The sequence below is a fragment of the Umezawaea tangerina genome (assembly GCF_003002815.1).
In the GTDB taxonomy this organism is placed as follows: Bacteria; Actinomycetota; Actinomycetes; order Mycobacteriales; family Pseudonocardiaceae; genus Umezawaea; species Umezawaea tangerina.
This window is the reverse complement of record NZ_PVTF01000019.1, coordinates 46,365-65,104: the sequence shown is the minus strand read 5'-3', so window position 1 is coordinate 65,104 and position 18,740 is coordinate 46,365. Positions and strand designations below refer to the sequence as shown.

Here is an 18,740-nt window from a genome sequence, read left to right as displayed (position 1 = left end):
CCCATGACCTCCACCCCAGCGGCAGGCGTTCCCGACATCCCCAGGTTCCACCTCGCGGTCCCCGTCACCGACCTGGCCGCGGCCAGGACCTTCTACGGCACCGTCATCGGCTGCCCCGAGGGCCGGTCGAGCGACCGCTGGATCGACTGGAACCTCTACGGCCACCAGTTCGTCACCCACCTGGTCGACCGCCCCACCGCCGGTGAGGCCCACAACCCCGTGGACGGCCACGACGTCCCGGTCCCGCACTTCGGCGTCCTGCTGACCGTGGAGGCGTTCCACGAGCTGAAGGACCGGCTGCTCGCGGCGGACACCGAGTTCGCCATCGAGCCCTACCTGCGCTTCGCGGGGCAGCCCGGCGAGCAGTGGACGATGTTCTTCCGCGACCCGTCGGGCAACGCCATCGAGGTCAAGGCGTTCGCCGACGACGCGCAGGTGTTCGCGACCGGCTAGCGCAGCGAGTTCCACCGTCCGGGCGCGACCGCGGTCACCGCGCCAGGGCGGTGACCAGGACCTGGCCGTCGACCGTCTCGACGCTCACCGACCGCACGTCGTCCGCCGCCACGAGGGCGGCCCCGTCGAGCTCGACGCCCCGGCCGTCCTCGCGGTCGGCGGCGACCCAGCTCCCCGCCACGAACCTCGTCCCGTCGGCGGCGGTCACGACGAGCCTGCACCGGCTGCCCGGCGCGACGCCGCCGACGTCGACCCGCAGCCGCGACCAGCCCTCCGCGGGGGTGATCACGGCGGTGAGGCCGGTCCCGTTCGCGACCCCGCTCACCACCAGCCCACCGGGGTCGGCGGTCAGCTCGCGCCCGATCACCACGCCACCCGCCAACGCCACCGCCAGCAGGCCCGTCGACACCGCGACGGCCAGTCCCTGCCGCCGCCTGCCCTCCCGCGCCTTCTCCTGCCGGACCCGGCCGAGGGTGCGCTGGAGCATCAGGTCCCCGCCGTCGGGAGGACCGTCGAGAGCGGCCTCGGGCGGCAGGTCGAACGGTGTGTCCAGGTGCATCGTCGTCTCGTTCAGCTCGGACTCCTGTGGGGACCACGGCGGCAAGCGCACGTCAGCGGACATGGCCCGTGACGGCGGATGTCGAGGCCTCGCCGCGCTCCGCCGCGGAAGCGGTGCCACCCGCCGGCTCCGCGCGTCCCGTCGTGGGGCGCGGGGCGTTCAGCGCGGCGGCGGCCCATTCCGAGGCGGCGCGGGCGCCGGGCGCGGAGGCGGTCAGGACGCGGCTGGTGCGCATGAGTGGCTCTCCTAGACGTTTGGGACGTCCCGCGGTTCCGCGTGACCTGCAACTGGGAAACGAGCCGCCCCCGGAATCGGTTCAACGGCACCCCAATCACGAGCAATCGTCACAATTACGGTTGGATCAACCCCCGTGACGATCACCATCCGCGATGTGGCACGCAAGGCCCACGTGTCGGTAGCGACGGTGTCGCGCGCGCTGTCCTCCCCCGACCTCGTGCGGCCCGACACCCGATCACGCGTGCTGACCGCCGCCACCGAGCTCGGCTACCACCCCAACCGCGCGGCTCGCGGCCTCATCACCGGCAAGACCGGCAACATCGGCATCGTCGTCCCCGACCTCGACAACCCCTTCTTCACCGGCGTCCTCAAAGCCGTGCGGGCACGAGCCGCCCAAGCCGACTACGCCGTGTTCGTCGCGGACAGCGACGACGACCCGACCGCGGAGGCGAAGCTCGTCCAAGCGATGGCGAAGCAGGTCGACGGGCTGGTGCTGTGCTCACCGGGACTCACGGACGAGCACCTGGCCGAGACGGCCGGGAGCACCTCGCTGGTGCTGCTGAACCACGAGCTCGCCGGAGTGCCCAGCACGGTGATGGACCGGCGGGGCGGGGTGGAGCAGGTGTTCGCGCACCTGGTGGCGTTGGGGCACCGGAGGGTGGCGGTGCTGAACGGGACCGATCGGTGCGCCGCGCTGGACGTGGTGAACCTGGGGCCGTTCGCTCCGCGGTACGAAGGTGGGCTGCACGCGGCGGATCTGGCGTTGGCGGCTGGGGTTACGGCGATCGTGGCGTACAACGACGTGATGGCGTTGGGGGTGATGGCCCGGTTGCGGGATCGGGGGGTGGGGGTGCCGGACGAGGTGAGCGTGACGGGGTTCGACGATCTGGCTTACGCGTCGTTGGCCACGCCGGCGTTGACGACGGTGGGGATGCCGTTGGCGGCTGCTGGGCGGACGGCTGCGGGGATGCTGGTGGAGAGGATGGAGTTGGGGGGTGGGGGGTTCGTGGGAGGGGAGGCGCCTCGGGTGGTGCTGCCTACGCAGATCATCATTCGGGGGAGTACGGGGCCTGTTCGGGGGTGAGGTGGGCGAGAAAGAGGGAAGCCCAGCCCCCGGCGCGCGATTGTCTCAATGCCCGATCTTCGTTGTCAAGACGATGAAGCTGTCTTGACAACGAAGATCGGGCAGGAGGGCGCTGTGGATCGGGGGCAGAGGGGAAGTCTGGCTTCGCCAGCATCGAGCTCCGCTCGACACTGCATCCTCGGCTTCGCCATCGGACCAGGCATCCGCGCTGCGCGTCGGACCAGACATCGGCTGGCGCCGACAAGGCCCCAGGCGCTCCGCGCCGGATGCGCGCTGGCGGGCTTCGCCCAACGTGGAGGCGGTGGGTGGGTTTTTGTTGGTTTTGTTGTTGTTATTCGAAGCGGACGGTGAAGCGGGCGTCGCGGGCGGCTACTGAGGTTAGTACTGAGCGGATGCGGTCGAAGGTTTCTGCGCCGAGTAGGCGTCTGCTGGTGGTGGAGGCGCGCCAGACGAGTTCTACTGGGCGGCTCAGGTCGGAGGAGAGGCGGCGCCAGAGGGCTTCCAGGGTTGCTGCGTAGTGGGGGCCGAAGTTGAGGCGGTGGGCCAGGAGGTCGTGGAGGTCGGCTTCGGTTCTGATGGTGGTGCCGTCGACGAGGACGGTGGTGCTGCCGACCTCCAGCCAGGAGCGGGCCAGTTCGGTGCGGACGTCGGTGGCGAGTTGGCGTAGTTCGCGCCATTCGGTGGTTTCCGCCAAGGCCTCTTCGGTCCACAGTGGAGCGGAGCTCTCGGTCATGGCGTCGACGTGGGCGCCGACCAGTTCGATGAGGTTGAGCTCGTGGCGGAGGAGGAGCTTGTCGCGCCACCGGGCCTGTGCGGTGACGACGGCGTCGTCCAGCTCCAGGAGGAGCTCGTCGACGCCGACGCCTGCGTCGCGCAGGTAGCGGACCTGGTGCAGCGGGTCGGCGGCGATGGTGTCCAGCACGGCGAGGATCCAGCGGCGGAAGCTCGCGAGGTCGTCTTCGGACATGCTCAGCAACTCCGGCCGCGGGTGTGCGGGGGCAGACCTTCGGGGCAGGTGTGTGTCCACCGAGGACACTCGGTCACGATCACTCGTACGAGTTAACTCCTTCGTGTCGGCACCGCGGCGAGCGGGGGTGCGGTGCCGACACGGGTGGTGGTCGCGCTAGGAGTAGAGGCGCTGGTAGAGGTCTTCGTGGACGGAGTGGATGACCTTGCGCTTCACCTTCAGGGTGGGGGTGAGCTCACCGTCCTCCTGGGACAGGTCGCGGTCGAGGATGGTGAACTTCTTGATCTGCGAGTCCTTGACGAAGTGGGCGTTGGCCTCGTCCACCAGGCCCTGCACCAGGTCCACGACCGTGGGGTGGGCGGCGAGCTCGGCGAAGGTGCCCGCGATGCCCTGCTGCTCGGCCCAGGGCAGGATCTCCTCGGCGTCGAGGGTGATCAGGGCGACGAGGTAGGGCTTGCGGTCGCCGAAGACGACGGCGTGGGAGATCCAGCGGGACTGGCGCAGCTCGTTCTCGACGTTGGCGGGTGCGATGTTCTTGCCGCCCGCGGTGATGATGATGTCCTTCTTGCGCCCGGTGATCCGCACGAACCCGTCGTCGTCGACCTCGCCTAGGTCGCCGGTGTGCAGCCAGCCGTCCTGGAGGACCTCGGCGGTGGCCTCGGGGTTGCGCCAGTAGCCCGCGAACAGGTGCGGGCCGCTCATCAGGATCTCGCCGTCCTCGGCGATGCGGACGTCCAGACCGCTCTTGCCGAACGTGCCGACCGTGCCGATCCGGAACCGGTCCAGGGTGTTGACGGTGCCGACGCCGGTGGACTCGCTCATGCCGTAGCCCTCCAGCACGGGCACACCCGCGGCGAGGAAGAAGTTCAGCACGTCGGGGGAGATCGGCGCCGCGCCGGACAGCGCCTGGCGGAGCCTGCCGCCGAAGACGCCGCGCACACGGGCGAACACGGCGTCGACCTGGGCGAAAGCGGCCTCCAGCTCCGGTGGGACCGGCTGGCCGGCGGCGGTGAGGGCGCGGTGCTTGAGGCCGACGCCGACGGCCTGCTGGAGCTGCTCGGCGGGGATGCCCGCGGTGGCGATGGTGTAGATCTTCTCGAAGATGCGGGGCACCGAGGGCAGGAACGTCGGCTTCACCTCGGCAAGCTCCGGCACGATCCGCTTGGCGTCACCGCCGAAGAACGCGAGCGTCGCCCCCATGTACAGCGCGCTGAACTGGACGATCTGCGCGAACACGTGCGCCAGCGGCAGGAACAGGTACACCGTGTCGTCGGCGACGACGTAGGACAGCTCCTCGGTGAAGTGGCACATCGTCAGCCAGTTGCGGTGGGTCAGCACGCAGCCCTTGGGCGGCCCGGTGGTGCCGGAGGTGTAGATGATCACGCTCGGGTCGTCCGGCGAGACGCCCGCGCGGCGGGCCTCCAGCTCGTCGGCCAGCGGGTTCGCCCTGCCCTCCTCGGCCAGCTCGGCGGTGGTCCGGTGCGCGGAGTCGGCGTCGATCACCAGGACCTCGCGCAGCTCGGGCCGCGCGGCGACGTCGATCTTGCCCGCCTGGGCGGCGTTCTCGGCGACCAGCAGCACCGCGCCGGAGTTGTCGATGATGAACGCGCACTCCTCCGGGGAGCTGCTGGCGTAGATCGGCACTACGATGCCACCCGCGGCGAGCACCGCCAGCCCGGCGATCGACCACTCGTAGCGGGTCTCGGCCAGCACGGCGACCCGGTCGCCGACCTGGACACCCGCGTGCGCGAAGCCCGCGGCCAGCTCCCCCACCGCCTCGGCGACCTCGACGAACGTCTTCTGCTGCCAGGCGTCGTGCTCGCGGTAGCGCCACGCGACCCGGTCCTGGTGGACCTGCGCGGCGACGAACGGGAGGTCCGACACGACGCGCGCGGAACCGACCGTGGGGACGGACATGGGCTCTCCTCTAGTTTGCGGCGGGGCTGACGTGCACGCGAACCCCGTTGAGCACGGCGGTTCCGGACAGCGGGTCGATCCTGAGGTCGTCGGTGAGCAGGTTGACGTTGACGCCCGCGTGCGCGCTCGCCACGGACATGCGGGTGCCGGGCCGGTCGTGGCCCCACCCGTGGGGCAGGCTCACCACGCCGGAGGCGATGTCGTCGGTGACCTCCACGGTGGCCTCGACCTTGCCGACCCGCGAGGACACCTGGGCCACGCCGCCGCCGGTCAGGCCGAGCCGCAGGGCGTCGGCGGTGTTGACCAGCAGCGTGCACGTCGGCTTGCCCTTCACCAGGGTCGGCACGTTGTGCATCCAGGAGTTGTTGGAGCGCAGGTGCCTGCGCCCCACCAGGAGCAGGTCGTCCGGGCGGTCGCGCAGCGCGGCGAGCACGCGCGGGACGTCCTGGGCGATCGGGTCGGGGCACAGCTCGACCTTGCCGGACGGGGTGCGCAGGACCTCCGGGATCCGCGGCTGGAGCGCGCCGAGGTCGACGCCGTGCGGGTTGGCCAGCAGCTTGGCCATGGACAGCCCGTCGGGGACGGCGCCGAACCAGTCGCCGTAGGCGCCGGTGCGCAGCTTGAGGTCCAGCAGCCGCTCCTCGCGCGTGCCGTCCACGAGCGCGGACCGCAGCTCCTCGGCGGTGCGGCCGTGCAGCGGGCTCTTGGGGTGCTCGACCAGCTTGGCCAACGCGGCGTCGAGCTGCTCGGCGGCCGCGGCGTCCAGGTCGGTGTCCGCGCCGCGACCGGCGAGGACGGCGGCGAGCCGCAGCAGGATGTCCGCCTCCGGCATCGAACCCTCGTCGAGCGCGATCACCGGCGGCGAGAACTTGGCGACGTTGCGGACGGCGAAGCCGAGGAAGGCGATGTCGTAGTGCGGGCGCCTGCTCGGCGGGGGCGGCGGCAGGACGACGTCGGCGTGCCGGGTGGTCTCGTTGAGGTACGGGTCGACCGACACGACGAAGTCCAGCGTGCCCAGCGCGGCCTCCAGCCGGGCGGAGTTGGGCAGCGACAGCGCCGGGTTGCCCGCGATGGTGACGAGCGCCCGCACCTGCCCCTCGCCGGGCGTCTCGATCTCGTCGGCCAGCGTCACGGCGGGGAACTCGCTCGCGACCTCGGGCAACCCGCGGACCCGGCTGTGCCAGCGTCCGGTGGTGAACCCCTTGCCCGACCCCCTGCCCTTGGCCAGGTGCGCGGGCAGCGGGAACATCGAGCCGCCGGGCCGGTCGAGGTTGCCGGTGAGCGCGTTCAGCACGTCGACCAGCCAACTCGCGACCGTGCCGAAGTCGACCGTCGTGGTGCCGATCCGGCCGTACACGGCGGCGCGCTCGGCCGCGGCGAACCGGTGGGTCAGGGCGCGGATCGTGGCCGCGTCGACCCCGCACTTCCCGGCCACCGCCTCCGGCGTGAACGGCGCGACCAGCTCCCGCACCCCGTCCAGCCCGGTCACGTGCGGGGCCAGGTCGCCGAGGTCGACCAGGTCGGCGGCGAACAGCTCCTGCGCCATCGCCAGCAGCAGGAACACGTCCGTGCCCGGTGTGATCGGCACGTGCTGGTCGGCGGCCGCCGCGGTCCGGCTGCGCCGCGGGTCCACCACGACGAACGCGCCGCCGCGGGCCCGCAGCGCCTTGAGCCGCTTCGGCATGTCCGGCGCGGTCCAGAGGCTCCCGTTGGAGGTGTAGGGGTCCGCGCCGAGCAGCAGCAGGAAGTCCGTTCGGTCGATGTCGGGCACCGGGATCGTGTACATCCCGCCGTACATCAGGCCCGACGAGACGTGCTTGGGCATCTGGTCCACAGTGGACGCGGTGAACACGTTGCGCGAGCCCAGCGCCCGGCGCAGCTCACCGGCGTACAGACCGCCCGCGAGCGAGTGGACCATCGGGTTGCCGAGGTACATCGCGACGGCGTCGCGGCCGTGCTCGGCCATGATCGCGGTCAGCCTGCTCCGCACGACCTCGAACGCCTCGGCCCAACCGACCGGCACGTGCACGCCGTCGCGCTTGACCAGCGGCGTGGTGAGCCGGTCGGGGTCGGCGTCGAGCTGGCCGAGCGAGGCGCCCTTCGGGCAGAGGAAGCCCCCGCTGAACCCGTCGAGGCGGTCACCGCGCACCCCGGTGATCCGGTCGTCGGTGACGGTCAGCTCAAGGCCGCAGGTCGCCTCGCACAGCGGGCAGGTGGTGAGAGCGGTCCGGGTCGTCATGCTGGCCTTCCCCTAACGACGCGGGGCGAACGCGCGCCTGGTGAGCGGGTCCGCTGCCGCGGGACCCGCCTCTGACAACGGGTACCCGCCACCGGGCGGTGCCGGCAAGGCGCCGACGACCGGTCCGGGTCGTGCGGGAGGGGGATCGCGCAGGTCGAGGGGGCGACCGGCCGTCGGCCGGGGTGCGCGGTCGGACCGGACCACGTCGTGGTCCGGTGGTCGCAGCACACTGCCCCGTGTCGCCCGCATCCCCACAGCCAACCCCGTGGGGCGGGCGCAGACAAGTACCCGCCTCGCCCGGCCCGTTGACCGGCACGTCCGGCCGCCGGGCTCGTACCATGGGCGCGAGGCGGTGGTCCCAGTGATCGAAGTCGTGCGCAGCGGCCGGGTGTCGGCGTCGCCGGAGCGGGTGTGGCACGTCGTGTCGAAGTCCGAACGCGCCCCCGAATGGCTCAGCTCCGCGGAGAGCGTGGAGATCATCTCCGGCAGCGGCTGCGGCCAGCGCCGGCGGATCTACGGCAAGTGGGGCAGGCGGCGCTCCGAGGTCGACCAGGAGGTCATCGAGTACCGCAGGCCGCTGGTGCTGGCGTGGCGGCACCTCGCCGAACGGCTCGACGGCAGGCCGGCTCCGAGGTTCGCGGCCAGCACGGTGTTCCGGGTCGAGCTGGAACCGGCGGGAGAGGGCACGCTGGTGCGGCTGCGGTCGTTGCAGGAACCGGCGTCCGCGGTGCGCGGCCTGCTGATCAAGCTGTTCGGCCGCAAGGAGATCGCGCAGGGCATGGAGCGGTCGCTGGTGCGGCTCGCGGACGTCCTGCGCTGAGCCCCCCCCCCCCCCCCCCCCCCCCCCCCCGCGGTGGCAGCGGGCTACGCGCCGTACACCGAGCGCAGCCAGATCAGGGTGAGGGCGTCGACCAGCTTGCGGTCGCGGGCCGGGGAGCGGCGGGAGAGGGACTGGTTGAAGCAGGCCTGCTCGTTCATGTTCTCCAGGACGGTCGCCAGCAGGCGGGCGTCCGGCGGGCCCGCCAGCGCGACGCCTGCGGCGCGCTCGCGTTCGATCTGCTCGGCGGCGGCGTCGATGAAGCGGCGGGCGACGTCGGACCAGAACTCCTGCATGCGGGGGTTGACGTCGCGGGCGCGCATGGCCGCGCGCAGCACCGGACCGTGGTTGCGCCAGAGGGCGACGGTCGCGGTGAGGGCGCGGCGGATGGCGTCCTCCGGGGGCTCGCTGCCGCGGCGCAGCCAGAGCGCGGCGGACTCGTGCAGCTCGACGGCGACCTGTTCGGAGAGCGCGTGCAGGACCGCTTCGCGGGACTCGAAGTGGAAGTAGAAGGTGGAGCGGGAGACACCGGCGCCGTCGGTGAGCTCGTCGACGGCGATCTCGTCGAGGGAACGGGTCTCCAGCAGGCGCTCGGCCGTGTCGAGGATCGCCTGCGACGTCAGGTCGCCCTTGCTGCGCTTGCGCCTTGACGCGACCTGGCGCACCGGGGCGCCCGCCTGCGGTCGTGGGGACATGGCGGCCATCCTGACCCACTCGCCCCGGTGCGGCAACGATTTCGGCCGTCGGATCGGCGCGTCTTCGATTCAGAAGGCCGATGGCACCAAAGGAGACGGTCCTGTCGGGACGTCACACGCGGGCGGGGGTTTTCGGGGCGGCCACGGTGAAGCGGACGGCGGTGGTGAGCACGAGGTCGCCGTCGGCGGAGCGGGCGGACTCGATCTCGGCCATCGCGGCGGCGCGCGCCCGTGCGAGCTCCGCGGTCGGCACGCGGTCGAGCAGCTCGCGGCCGCCGTGCGCCCACATCCACTCCAGCCAGTGCTCGGCGTCGCGGAACCGGATCTCCAGCACGTCCTCGGTGATCTCCACCCGCTCGTACCCGTGGTCGGCGAGGAACCCGCGGATCGCGGCCTCGCCGCGGAACGGGCCGCGCGCCGCGCTCAGCTTCGGCGCGAACCGGGCGATGGCGCCCAGCGCGTCGACGAACGCGCGGTCCGGCGCGGCGACCGTGCTGAACGCGATCCGGCCGTGCGGGCGCAGCAGGGTCGCGTAGTGGCGCAGCGCGGCGGCCGGGTCGACGAGCTGGAAGACCATGAGGTTGGCCAGCACCACGTCGAAGGAGCCGGGTTGGAAGTTCGGCTTGTCCACGTCGTCCAGGCGCACGTCGGAGTTCGCGGAGTGCCGGTCGCGCAACCGGGCGGTGGCCAGCTGCACCATGCCGGGGCTGCCGTCGACCCCCATGACGGACCCGGTCTCCCCCACGACGTCCAGCGCCGCGAGCAGCGTCGAGCCCCGACCGCAGCCGACCTCCAGCACGTGCTCGCCCGACCGCAGGCCGGCGCGGTCGACGAGCACGCGGCCCATGGGCCGGAAGAGGTCGACGGCGAACCGGTCGTAGCCGCGCGCCGACAGGTCGAACGTGTCCGCGATCGACGACTCCAGCTCCTCTGACGTGCTCACGGGACCAATTGTCCGCTTCGCTCGTTTCGGTTGTGTTGCCCAGCGGGGTGCGGCGTGCGGCCGAACGGGTGGAGCACGCGCCCCGGTGCGGCGGGCGGCGCGGCGCCCGCGGGTATAGAACAGGGGCGTGGATCCCCTCTGGGCACTGCGGCAGGTCGCCTTCCGGCTGGAACGGGCCGGTGAGCCCACGTACCGGGTGCGCGCGTTCCGGCGCGCGGCCGAGATCGTGGCGGGGCTGCCGCCGGGCGAGCTGGACCGGCGGGTCGCCGCGGGGACGTTGACCGAGCTGTCGGGCATCGGCAAGGCGACCGCCGGGGTGATCGTGGACGCGGTGCAGGGGCGCGAGCCCGCGTACCTGGGGAAGTTGGGCGAGCCGGAGCCGGTCACCGGCGGGCACGAGCTGCGGGCCGCGCTGAAGGGCGACTGCCACACGCACTCGGACTGGTCCGACGGCGGCAGCCCGATCCGGGAGATGGCCGAGGCCGCCCGTGACCTCGGTCACGAGTGGGTGGCGCTGACGGACCACTCGCCGCGGTTGACGGTGGCGCGCGGGCTGACCGCCGACCGGCTGCGCAAGCAGCTGGAGGTCGTGGCGGAGCTGAACGTGGAGCTGGCGCCGTTCCTGGTCCTGACCGGGATCGAGGTGGACATCCTCGACGACGGCGCGCTCGACCAGACCGACGAGCTGCTCTCGCGGGTGGACGTCGTGGTGGCCAGCGTGCACTCGAAGCTGCGGATGGCGCGGGCGGAGATGACCGAGCGGCTGCTCACGGCCGTGGCGAACCCGCACGTGGACGTGCTCGGCCACTGCACCGGACGGCTCGTGGTGGGCAAGGGGCGGCCGGAGTCGACGTTCGACGCGGAGGCGGTGTTCGAGGCCTGCCGGGAGCACGGGACGGCCGTGGAGATCAACTCCCGGCCCGAGCGGAAGGACCCGCCGACGCGGCTGCTGCGGCTGGCGGTCGACCTCGGGTGCGAGTTCGCGATCGACAGCGACGCGCACGCGCCGGGTCAGTTGGACTGGCTCGGGTACGGGTGCGAGCGGGCGGAAGCCAACGGGGTGACCCCCGACCGCGTGATCAACACCCGCGGTGCCACCGAGCTGCTGGGCCGGTAGCGGGCGAGGCACCCGCGCGCCCTCCCGATCAGGTGATCCCGGCTCCTGGTCGGCGTTTCTGGGAGCGCTCCCGACGTGATCGTCCTTTGTGGATCGGACCGGTCGATGTGTAGACGGCGTGCCCACGGGTACTCACTGCACCAGACGGCAACCGAATCCCAAGGAGGTTCCCAGTGACCACCATCGAGAAATCGGTCGGCGTCCGGGTCCCGATGCGGGCCCGTGCCGGGAACATCGTGGAGGGAAGCCCGCGCGGCGGCGTCGTGACGTCCAACCGACCCGACGAGCGGCCCACCAGGATGACCGGCGGACAGCACATGGCGTGATGGGCACTCCGGAGCAGGGCCCCGCGACGACGACGGATCTCGACATCCGGGTCCCCGCGGGGCCCGCTCACCTCTCCAGCATCAGGATCGCCACGTCCGGGATGGCGCAAAGCGCCGCGTTCGACAGCGACACGGTCGCGGAGCTCGTCCTGGCGGTCGACGAAGCCTGCTCACTGCTCATCCGACGCGCGTCCGAAGGAGCGCGGCTGACCTGCCACTTCGCGGTGGCGCACCACGTCCTGCTGTTCCGCGCGCAGGTGTCGTCGCCCAGCACCTGGGTGCCGAAGACGACGTCGTTCTGCTGGCGCGTGATCAGTTCGCTGGCCGACTCGGCGTCGACCATGGTCGACGCGGACGGCATGCTGCACATCGAGCTGCGGCGGCGGGAAGCGACGCTGCTATGACGACCTACCCCGCGATGGAACCCGTCTTCCGCGAGCTGGCCGAGACCGACCCGCGCAGACCGCGGTTCAACGAGCTGCGCGACCTGCTGGTCACCTCGCACCTGCCCGTGGCCGAGCACATCGCGGAGCGGTTCGCCGACCGCGGGGAGAACGCCGAGGACCTCCGGCAGGTGGCGGCGGTCGGGCTGATCAACGCGGTGGACCGGTTCGACGTCGAGCGCGGGATCGAGTTCCTGGCGTTCGCCGTGCCGACGATCACCGGCGAGATCCGCCGCTACTTCCGGGACCTGTGCTGGACCGTGCGGGTGCCGCGCAAGCTCAAGGAGCTGTGCCTCGCCATCGACGCGGCGCGCGCCGACCTGAGCGACGAGCTCGGCCGGGCGCCGACGCCGCGCGAGGTCGCCCGCCACCTGGGAGTCAGTCCCGAGGAGGTCTACGAGGGGCTGCACGCCAGCAGCGCCTACCACCTGCTGTCGTTGGACGACCTGCCCGATGAGGAGATCGACGACCAGCTCCAGTCCGACGACCACGAGCTGGAGGTCGCGGAGCTGCACCACGCGCTCAACCCGATGCTGCGAGGGCTGCCTAAGCGGGAGCGCAGGATCGTCGTGCTGCGCTTCTTCGAGGACAAGACGCAGACCGAGATCGCCAACCTGGTGGGCGTCTCGCAGATGCACGTGTCGCGGCTGCTGGCCCAGTCGCTGGAGCGGTTGCGAAATCTGTTGGAGGAAGAGTGAGCGCGAGTGGTCCACTGGTGGTAGGACTGTGACCATCTCCCGGATCGGGGTGGCAACCGTGGTGGACGTCCGCGTGACCTCTCTCCCGTGGCCGCAGATGGCGGCCCTGGTGCTCAGCGCGTTCCTCGCGCTGCTCGGGCTGGCCGGTTTCGCGGTCACCGGGTTCGACGACTACTTCGGCGCGGGCCCGGACTACGTGCTGGGGCTGCGGGTGAACCCGTTGCAGAACACCATCTACCTGGTCACCGGCCTGCTCGGTCTCGCGCTGTGCTGGCGCTGCCGCTCGGCCCGGATCTTCGGCGCCCTGATGGCCCCGGTGTACCTGGTCGTGTTCGCCATCGGCGCGCCGTCCGGCGAGGTCGCGGGCACCGGGCCGCTCAACGCCAACAGCGCCATGGGCTTCGTGCACCTGCTCATCGGGTTCGCCGCGGTCGTCATCGCGCAGGGCTGCGTCCGCACCGAACAGGCCAGGCGGCACCACAAAGCGTGAACACCGGCCCGGTGGGGTAACCACACCCCGTGACCAACCGGGAGGAGAGCCATGGACACGGGTGATCTTCGGGGGCTCGTCCACGGCGCCGGGCCCTGCGTCTCGCTCTACTTCGACGCCTCCAGCCTCGTCGACCTGCGCTGGCGCGCCATGCGCGACCAGCTCGAGGCCCAGTCCGCACCCGAGGAGACCCTCGACGCGCTGACCTCCGCCGTTCTGTCCGGCGAGCTCCCGCCCGGCTCCACCGGCCGCGCGCTCATCGCCCGCGGCGCCGAGATCGTGCTCGACCGCTACCTCCCGCTGCCGCCCAACGGTTGCACCGCAAGGCTTTCCCCGCTCCCCTACCTGCTTCCGCTGGTCGACCTCGCCGAGCCGCTGGTGCCGCACGTCGTCGTCCGCCTCGACCACCTCGGCGCCGACCTGCGCGGCATCGACCACGCAGGCCGCCCCGTCGCCGTCGCCACCGTCGGCGGCAGGCTGCCCCCGTCCGGCCAGCACCTGCGCGCCGCCGAGCTCGCCGACATCGCCGAAGAGGCCGTCCGCATGGTCACCCGCCTCAACGCCCCGCTCCTGGTCCTGGCAGGCCCCCTCCACTCCCGCCGCGCCCTCCGCAACGCCCTCGCTCCCGCCCACCAGCACATAGTCGTCGAAGTCGACGCCGACCCCAGGCCCGGCGACATCAGGCTCGACAACGTCGTCCAGCACCTCGCGAGCCGCGGCAACCACGACGAACGCCGCGCCGTCGTCGACCGCTTCCGCGACGAGTCCAGCCGCCTCACCGGCAACGCCGTCCACGGCATGCGCTCCGTCCTCGCCGCCCTCAACTCCGGCGCAGTCGCCACCCTCCTCCTCAGCGAACCCCTCGTCGGCGAACGCGCCCTCTGGGCAGACCCAACCCTCACCCAGATCTCCCTGTCCCCCCACCACGGCCTACTCCGCCACCGCGCAGACGAAGTCCTCCCCAACGCCGCAGTAGCCACCAGAGCCGACATCATCCTGGTAGGCGACCGCCTACGCCTGCACGAAGACGTAGGCGCACTACTCCGCAGCTAAAACAGAACACCCAACAAACCCACGCCACCCCCACACCACCCCCGCGCCACCCCCGCGCCACCCCACCCCGATGGGCGCAGCCCGCCAGCGCGCATCCGGCGCGCAGCGCCTGGGGCCTTGTCGGCGCCAGCCGATGCCTTGTCCGACGGCGAAGCCGAGGATGCTTTGTCGGACGGAGTCCGATGCTTGGTCAGGCGGAGCCTGATGCTGGCGAAGCCAGACTCCCCCTCTGCCCCCGATCCACAGCGCCCTCCTGCTTGATCTTGCTTGTCAAGACAGCCCTATCGTCTTGACAAGCAAGATCAAGCATTGAGACAATCGCGCGCCGGGGGCTGGGCTTCGCGCAATGGGAGGGCAGGGCTGGGCTTCCCCAGGGGTGGGAGGGCAGGGGCTGGACTTCACGCGGCGGGAGAGCTGGGAGCTGGGCTCAGCACGGTGGAAGGACCAGGCCTGTCCCAGGGGCAAGCCACACGGGGGGCCGGGTTCCCCAGGGGCAAGAGCACCGAGGGCCGAACTCCACGCAGTGGGAGAACCAGAAACCGCCCCCACACCACAACCAAACCCACCCCTCACCCCCTCTTCACCAACCTGATCACCGCCCGATCCCTCTCCCCCCGATCCCCTATCCCCTCCCGAATCGTCCTCCCACCCTCGAACGCCCTCACCACCCTCGGATCCACATAGGACCTCCGAGCCACCGCCGGCGTGTTCCCCAACTCCTCCGCCACCTCCCTCATCACCTCCGCCTCCACCCTCTTCACCCCCGTCTTCGACCCCGGTGTCCCCGCTTTCGCGAACCCCACCGCCGCCGACACCGTCCCGTGCCACGTGCGCAGGTCCTTCACCGAGTACTCGTCCCCCACCAGCTCCTTGAACCTCCCGTTCACCTCCTCCGCGTGCACTTCGCACCGCTCCCGCCCGTCCCGGTACACCAGCAGCCGGTCGTCCCCGGTCCGCCCGCGCCGCAGTGACCGCACCACCCGTGCCAGCGCCTTGTCCTCGACCACCCGCTCGAACTCGATCCCGCTCTTGGCGGGGAACCGGAACCCGACCGCGTCGCCGTTGACCTCCACGTGGGAGCGGAGCAGCGTGGCGACCCCGTGGGACCCGTTGTCCTGCGCGTAGGACTCCCCGCCCACCCGGAACACCCCGCTGTCCAGCAGGTGCAGGGCGGTGGCGAGGACCCGGTCGGCTCCCAGGCCGGTCGCCAGCATCGACTCCTCCAGCGACTCCCGGAACGCGGGCAGCCGGGGCGCGAGCGTCAGCACCCGGTCGTGCTTCTCCTCGTCCCGGTCGCTGCGCCAGCGCTCGTGGTAGAGGTACTGCCGCCGTCCGGCGTCGTCGGTCCCCACGGCCTGGATGTGGCCGTTCGGGTACGGGCAGATCCAGACGTCGCGCCACGCGGGCGGGATCACCAGGTCCTCGATCCGCTGCCGCGTCGGCGCGTCCGCGACCGCCCCGTCACCGTCGGTGTAGGTGAACCCACGACCGCGACGACGCCGGCGCCAGCCCGGTCCGGTCACGGCACTGCGCCGGAGTCTCATACCGCGCCTGTGCCCCGCCACCCGCCCGACCAAACTCCGATCGATGGTTGGCCATCCCACCGAACGGGTACAGGGACTCATGACCTCCCCCTGGACCGTCGGTGTCGAGCAGGAGCTGTTCCTGGTCGACCCGGAGACCCGTCGACCGGTCCCCCTCGCCCAGCTGGTGGTGGACGAGGCCGGTGACGCCTTCGACGTGCAGCGCGAGCTCACGCCGTTCCAGATCGAGGTGGCCACTCCGGTCTGCGGGACGCCCGGTGAGCTGGTCGAGCAGATCCGCGCCGGCCGCGAGCACCTGGCCAAGGCGGCGCGCGCCGTCGGGTGCAGGCTGATGGCGGCGGCGATCCCGCCGTTGGGGAAGGCGGGCCCGCCGCCGGAGACCGACGACCCCCGCTACCGGTTGATGGAGCACTCGCACCGCAAGCTCCTCGGCGGGCAGGGCGTGTGCGGGTGCCACGTGCACGTCGGCGTGCCCGACGAGGACACCGCGATCCTGGTCTCGAACGCGGTCCGCCCCTGGCTGCCCACGCTCCTCGCGCTGACGGTGAACTCGCCCGTCATGGACACCGAGGACACCGGGTACGCGAGCTGGCGGGCGATGATCTGGTCGCGCTGGCCCGTGGGCGGCGCGCCGCCGCACTTCGAGTCCGGCGCGCACTACGAGCGGCTGGTCCAGTCGTTGATCGACTCGGGAGCCCTGCTGGACAAGGGGATGGTGTACTGGGACATCCGCCCGTCGGCGAACCACCCGACGATCGAGGTGCGGGTGGCCGACCTGCCGATGACCGTGCGCGAGGTGGCCGTGTTCGCGGAGCTGGTCCGCGCGCTCGCCGCCACCGCGGTCGCCAACCCGCCCCAGGACGAGCCCGCCGACCCGGTGCTGCTGCGCGCGGCGGCGTGGCGGGCGGCGCGCGACGGCATCGACGGCCAGGGCGTGGACGTGCGGACCGGCGCGCTGGTGCCCGCGCACGAGCAGGCGGCCAAGCTCGTGGCCTACACGGCGGACGCGCTGCGCGACGTGGGCCAGCTGTCCACTGTGGAAGACCACCTGGAGTGGTTGCGCGTCAACGGTTCGGCCGCCGCCAGGCAGCGCCGGGCCCTCGCGGAGGACAACGACCCCCGCACGCTGGTCGACCGCCTCGTCGACTGGACCCTCGAGTAATCGGGCGGCCCACGCCCCCCGAAGCAGGTCTAACGTAGGTTAACTGCCGAACCGGCAGTCGAAGTGAGAGGAGACCGGTGTGCCAGATCCCACAGCGACGGGAGCGACCGCGCCGCAGCCCGCCGTTCTGGCTTCCGTGCAGGTGAACCGCGCGAAGCAGGACCTCGTGGTGCTGCACGTGTCCGGTGAGCTGGACACGACCAGCGCCCAGGAGCTCTCGGTGCCGCTGCAGACGCACCTCACCGAGGGGGTCCGCACCGTGGTCGTCGACCTCGGTGGCGTGCGGTTCCTCGGTTCGGCGGGTCTGGAGGCCCTGGTCATCGGCCATCAGCGCGCGACCGAACTCGGCAGCGACTTCATCGTCGTGGCCTCCAGCCGGGCCGCGCTGCGGCCCATCGAGGCCACCGGGCTGAACGCCGTGTTCACGATCCTGGGCAGCGTCGACGAAGCCGTCGAGCAGCACGACAAGGCCGCCGGCGCCTAGAGCAGCGAGCGCCGGACCGTCCGGATGGCGCAGCGCACCGCACCCACCGTGGGCAGTGCGCTGCGCCCCGGCGCGACCACCCAGCGCAGCGCACCGGTCTCGAGCCGCCGCGGACCGTCCCAGCACCGCACGTCGGGCGGCAGCACGTAGCGCTGAGCGGGCTCCGGCTCGTACTCGGCCAGGAACAACCAGCGGATGCGGGCCCCGGCCACGGCCAGGATCGGTCCCAGCGGCCCGGCGGACCTGAGCTGGTGGCTCACCTCTCCCGCCCACCCGGCGGGCACCTCCACCGCCACCACGCCTTCGTCCAGCAGCAGCGCGTCTTCGCCGTCCACGAGCCAGTTGTGCATGCCCGGTGATGCTCAGCCCACCACGTGTCCGGGATGTGTCGTGACGCTGCGTGGCGTGTTACGGGTTGTTTCGAGTCCGGCGGTCAGCGCAGGGTGACCGCGCTAGTCCTGGCCGATGTCCTCGAACCACAGGTCCGGCTTGGCGGCGATGAAGTCGGTCATCAGCCGGACGCACTCGGGGTCGTCCACGATCGTGATCTCCACCCCGTGCTCGGCCAGCCAGTCGTGGCCGCCGGAAAACGTTTGCGCCTCGCCGATGACCACGTGCGGGATGCCGAACTGGCGCACCAGGCCGCTGCAGTACCAGCACGGCGACAGCGTGGTGACCATGATCGTGTCCCGGTAGCTCGCCCTGCGGCCAGCGTTGCGGAAGGCGGCGGTCTCGCCGTGCGTGGAGGCGTCGCCGTCCTGCACCCGCCGGTTGTGGCCGCGGCCGAGCACGACGCCGTCCCGGTCGAACAGCGCGGCCCCGATCGGGATCCCGCCCTCGGCCAGCCCGGCGCGGGCCTCGGCGACGGCGACCGCGAGCATCTCCTGTGCGTTCATCGGCCCAAGCTAGGGCCGATGCGCGCGCAGGAACAACCGGACACCCCCGGTGACGAGCTCGTCCACCCGCTCGTCGGACACCGGGACGGCGCCGTAGAGCGACAGGTTGTTCACCATCGAGGTGGCGAGGACGCCGAAGTGCGCGGCCGCCTCCACCGGGTCGTCGATGGCGAGCAGACCGCGGGAGGCGAGGTCGGCGAGGCGGTCGGCCAACGCGCGCTGGGTGCGCCCGACACCGCCCCACTGCTCGCGCAACGCCGGGAAGTGGGTGATCTCGGCGATCAGCAGCCGCATCACCGCCGAGCGCTCGGGTGACCGGGCGACGGCCGTCGCGAACTCGCGGCCGAACGCCAGCAGGGCCGCCTCGACGTCGGTGACCTCGCCCAGCGTCCGGTCGAGCATCGCCGTGAACGCCTCGGCCATCCCCTCGTCGGTCTCGGCGATGACGCTGAGGAACAGGTTCTCCTTGTCGCCGTAGTGGTTGTAGACCGTCCGCTTCGAGACCCCGGCCTCGGCGGCGATCACGTCCACGCTCGCGCGCGCGTACCCCTCGCGGAGGAACACGGCGAGCGCCGCCTTGGCGATCGCGGCGCGCTTCTCCGGTCTGGGCATGCCA

The 18,740-nt window shown here is 71.9% G+C and carries 21 protein-coding genes; 11 read left to right on the top strand and 10 right to left on the bottom strand.

Annotated features, from left to right (window positions below; genetic code table 11):
- Positions 1-3: 3 nt before the first annotated feature.
- Positions 4-453, top strand: coding sequence for a VOC family protein (locus CLV43_RS42050; RefSeq protein ID WP_106195831.1), 450 nt, complete (start codon positions 4-6; stop codon positions 451-453).
- Positions 454-487: 34 nt separating this feature from the next.
- Here CLV43_RS42050 and CLV43_RS42045 read toward each other — a convergent pair whose 3' ends face one another.
- Entirely contained in the window at positions 488-1,012 is a 525-nt protein-coding gene (locus CLV43_RS42045; protein WP_146175122.1) for an anti-sigma factor, read from the bottom strand.
- 391 nt (positions 1,013-1,403) lie between these two features.
- Between CLV43_RS42045 and CLV43_RS42035 the strand changes: the two genes are divergently transcribed.
- Complete coding sequence (locus tag CLV43_RS42035; protein WP_342749855.1) at positions 1,404-2,333, top strand: LacI family DNA-binding transcriptional regulator; 930 nt, start codon at positions 1,404-1,406, stop codon at positions 2,331-2,333.
- 331 nt (positions 2,334-2,664) lie between these two features.
- Here the strand turns inward: CLV43_RS42035 and CLV43_RS42030 are convergent, their stop codons facing one another.
- The 3 genes from CLV43_RS42030 to CLV43_RS42020 all read right to left on the bottom strand — a co-directional run bounded on the left by CLV43_RS42030 (position 2,665) and on the right by CLV43_RS42020 (position 7,456).
- Positions 2,665-3,300 (bottom strand): barstar family protein, encoded by a 636-nt coding sequence (locus tag CLV43_RS42030; RefSeq protein WP_146175121.1) that lies wholly within the window; start codon positions 3,298-3,300, stop codon positions 2,665-2,667.
- Positions 3,301-3,456: 156 nt separating this feature from the next.
- Positions 3,457-5,217, bottom strand: a complete 1,761-nt coding sequence (locus tag CLV43_RS42025) for an AMP-dependent synthetase/ligase (RefSeq protein WP_106195823.1) — start codon at positions 5,215-5,217, stop codon at positions 3,457-3,459.
- 10 nt (positions 5,218-5,227) lie between these two features.
- Positions 5,228-7,456: a molybdopterin-dependent oxidoreductase gene (locus CLV43_RS42020; protein ID WP_106195821.1), complete on the bottom strand. Its 2,229-nt coding sequence runs from the start codon at positions 7,454-7,456 to the stop codon at positions 5,228-5,230.
- Between the two features lie 361 nt (positions 7,457-7,817).
- Between CLV43_RS42020 and CLV43_RS48255 the strand changes: the two genes are divergently transcribed.
- Positions 7,818-8,276, top strand: a complete 459-nt coding sequence (locus CLV43_RS48255; protein WP_170156255.1) for an SRPBCC family protein — start codon at positions 7,818-7,820, stop codon at positions 8,274-8,276.
- A 44-nt stretch (positions 8,277-8,320) separates the two neighbouring features.
- On the opposite strand, the gene CLV43_RS42010 is transcribed toward CLV43_RS48255, so the two are convergent.
- Both CLV43_RS42010 and CLV43_RS42005 read right to left on the bottom strand, forming a co-directional pair.
- The gene (locus CLV43_RS42010) at positions 8,321-8,968 is read right to left on the bottom strand and encodes a TetR/AcrR family transcriptional regulator (RefSeq protein ID WP_170156254.1); all 648 of its coding nucleotides are present in this window, start codon (positions 8,966-8,968) and stop codon (positions 8,321-8,323) included.
- Between the two features lie 112 nt (positions 8,969-9,080).
- Positions 9,081-9,911, bottom strand: coding sequence for a class I SAM-dependent methyltransferase (locus CLV43_RS42005; protein WP_106195815.1), 831 nt, complete (start codon positions 9,909-9,911; stop codon positions 9,081-9,083).
- A gap of 127 nt (positions 9,912-10,038) precedes the next feature.
- Here CLV43_RS42005 and CLV43_RS42000 point away from each other — a divergent pair, with 127 nt between their 5' ends.
- The 6 genes from CLV43_RS42000 (at position 10,039) to CLV43_RS41980 (ending at position 14,038) form a co-directional block, all read left to right on the top strand.
- Entirely contained in the window at positions 10,039-11,028 is a 990-nt protein-coding gene (locus CLV43_RS42000; protein WP_106195814.1) for a PHP domain-containing protein, read from the top strand.
- Between the two features lie 173 nt (positions 11,029-11,201).
- Entirely contained in the window at positions 11,202-11,354 is a 153-nt protein-coding gene (locus tag CLV43_RS48250; protein WP_170156253.1) for a hypothetical protein, read from the top strand.
- Entirely contained in the window at positions 11,354-11,758 is a 405-nt protein-coding gene (locus CLV43_RS41995; protein ID WP_106195812.1) for an ATP-binding protein, read from the top strand. Before CLV43_RS48250 ends, CLV43_RS41995 begins: the two co-directional genes overlap by 1 nt.
- The gene (locus tag CLV43_RS41990) at positions 11,755-12,495 is read left to right on the top strand and encodes a SigB/SigF/SigG family RNA polymerase sigma factor (protein WP_106195810.1); all 741 of its coding nucleotides are present in this window, start codon (positions 11,755-11,757) and stop codon (positions 12,493-12,495) included. The genes CLV43_RS41995 and CLV43_RS41990 overlap by 4 nt, the downstream gene beginning before the upstream one ends.
- 73 nt (positions 12,496-12,568) lie before the next feature.
- Positions 12,569-12,985: a DUF4383 domain-containing protein gene (locus CLV43_RS41985; RefSeq protein ID WP_146175120.1), complete on the top strand. Its 417-nt coding sequence runs from the start codon at positions 12,569-12,571 to the stop codon at positions 12,983-12,985.
- A 51-nt stretch (positions 12,986-13,036) separates the two neighbouring features.
- Positions 13,037-14,038 (top strand): baeRF2 domain-containing protein, encoded by a 1,002-nt coding sequence (locus CLV43_RS41980; protein WP_106195807.1) that lies wholly within the window; start codon positions 13,037-13,039, stop codon positions 14,036-14,038.
- 569 nt (positions 14,039-14,607) lie between these two features.
- Here the strand turns inward: CLV43_RS41980 and CLV43_RS41975 are convergent.
- Complete coding sequence (locus CLV43_RS41975) at positions 14,608-15,582, bottom strand: DNA topoisomerase IB (RefSeq protein WP_106195805.1); 975 nt, start codon at positions 15,580-15,582, stop codon at positions 14,608-14,610.
- 79 nt (positions 15,583-15,661) lie between these two features.
- Here CLV43_RS41975 and CLV43_RS41970 point away from each other — a divergent pair, with 79 nt between their 5' ends.
- Both CLV43_RS41970 and CLV43_RS41965 read left to right on the top strand, forming a co-directional pair.
- Positions 15,662-16,744, top strand: coding sequence for a carboxylate-amine ligase (locus CLV43_RS41970; protein ID WP_170156252.1), 1,083 nt, complete (start codon positions 15,662-15,664; stop codon positions 16,742-16,744).
- 79 nt (positions 16,745-16,823) lie between these two features.
- Complete coding sequence (locus CLV43_RS41965; RefSeq protein WP_106195802.1) at positions 16,824-17,228, top strand: STAS domain-containing protein; 405 nt, start codon at positions 16,824-16,826, stop codon at positions 17,226-17,228.
- Here CLV43_RS41965 and CLV43_RS41960 read toward each other — a convergent pair.
- From CLV43_RS41960 to CLV43_RS41950, 3 genes are all read right to left on the bottom strand, one after another.
- Positions 17,225-17,578 carry a hypothetical protein gene (locus tag CLV43_RS41960; protein WP_106195800.1) on the bottom strand — a complete coding sequence of 118 codons (354 nt, stop codon included), beginning with the start codon at positions 17,576-17,578 and terminating at the stop codon, positions 17,225-17,227. The two genes, CLV43_RS41965 and CLV43_RS41960, sit on opposite strands and share 4 nt — an antisense overlap.
- 102 nt (positions 17,579-17,680) lie before the next feature.
- The gene (locus tag CLV43_RS41955) at positions 17,681-18,124 is read right to left on the bottom strand and encodes a nucleoside deaminase (protein ID WP_245887439.1); all 444 of its coding nucleotides are present in this window, start codon (positions 18,122-18,124) and stop codon (positions 17,681-17,683) included.
- Between the two features lie 9 nt (positions 18,125-18,133).
- Positions 18,134-18,736 carry a TetR/AcrR family transcriptional regulator gene (locus CLV43_RS41950; RefSeq protein WP_106195796.1) on the bottom strand — a complete coding sequence of 201 codons (603 nt, stop codon included), beginning with the start codon at positions 18,734-18,736 and terminating at the stop codon, positions 18,134-18,136.
- Positions 18,737-18,740 lie beyond the last annotated feature (4 nt).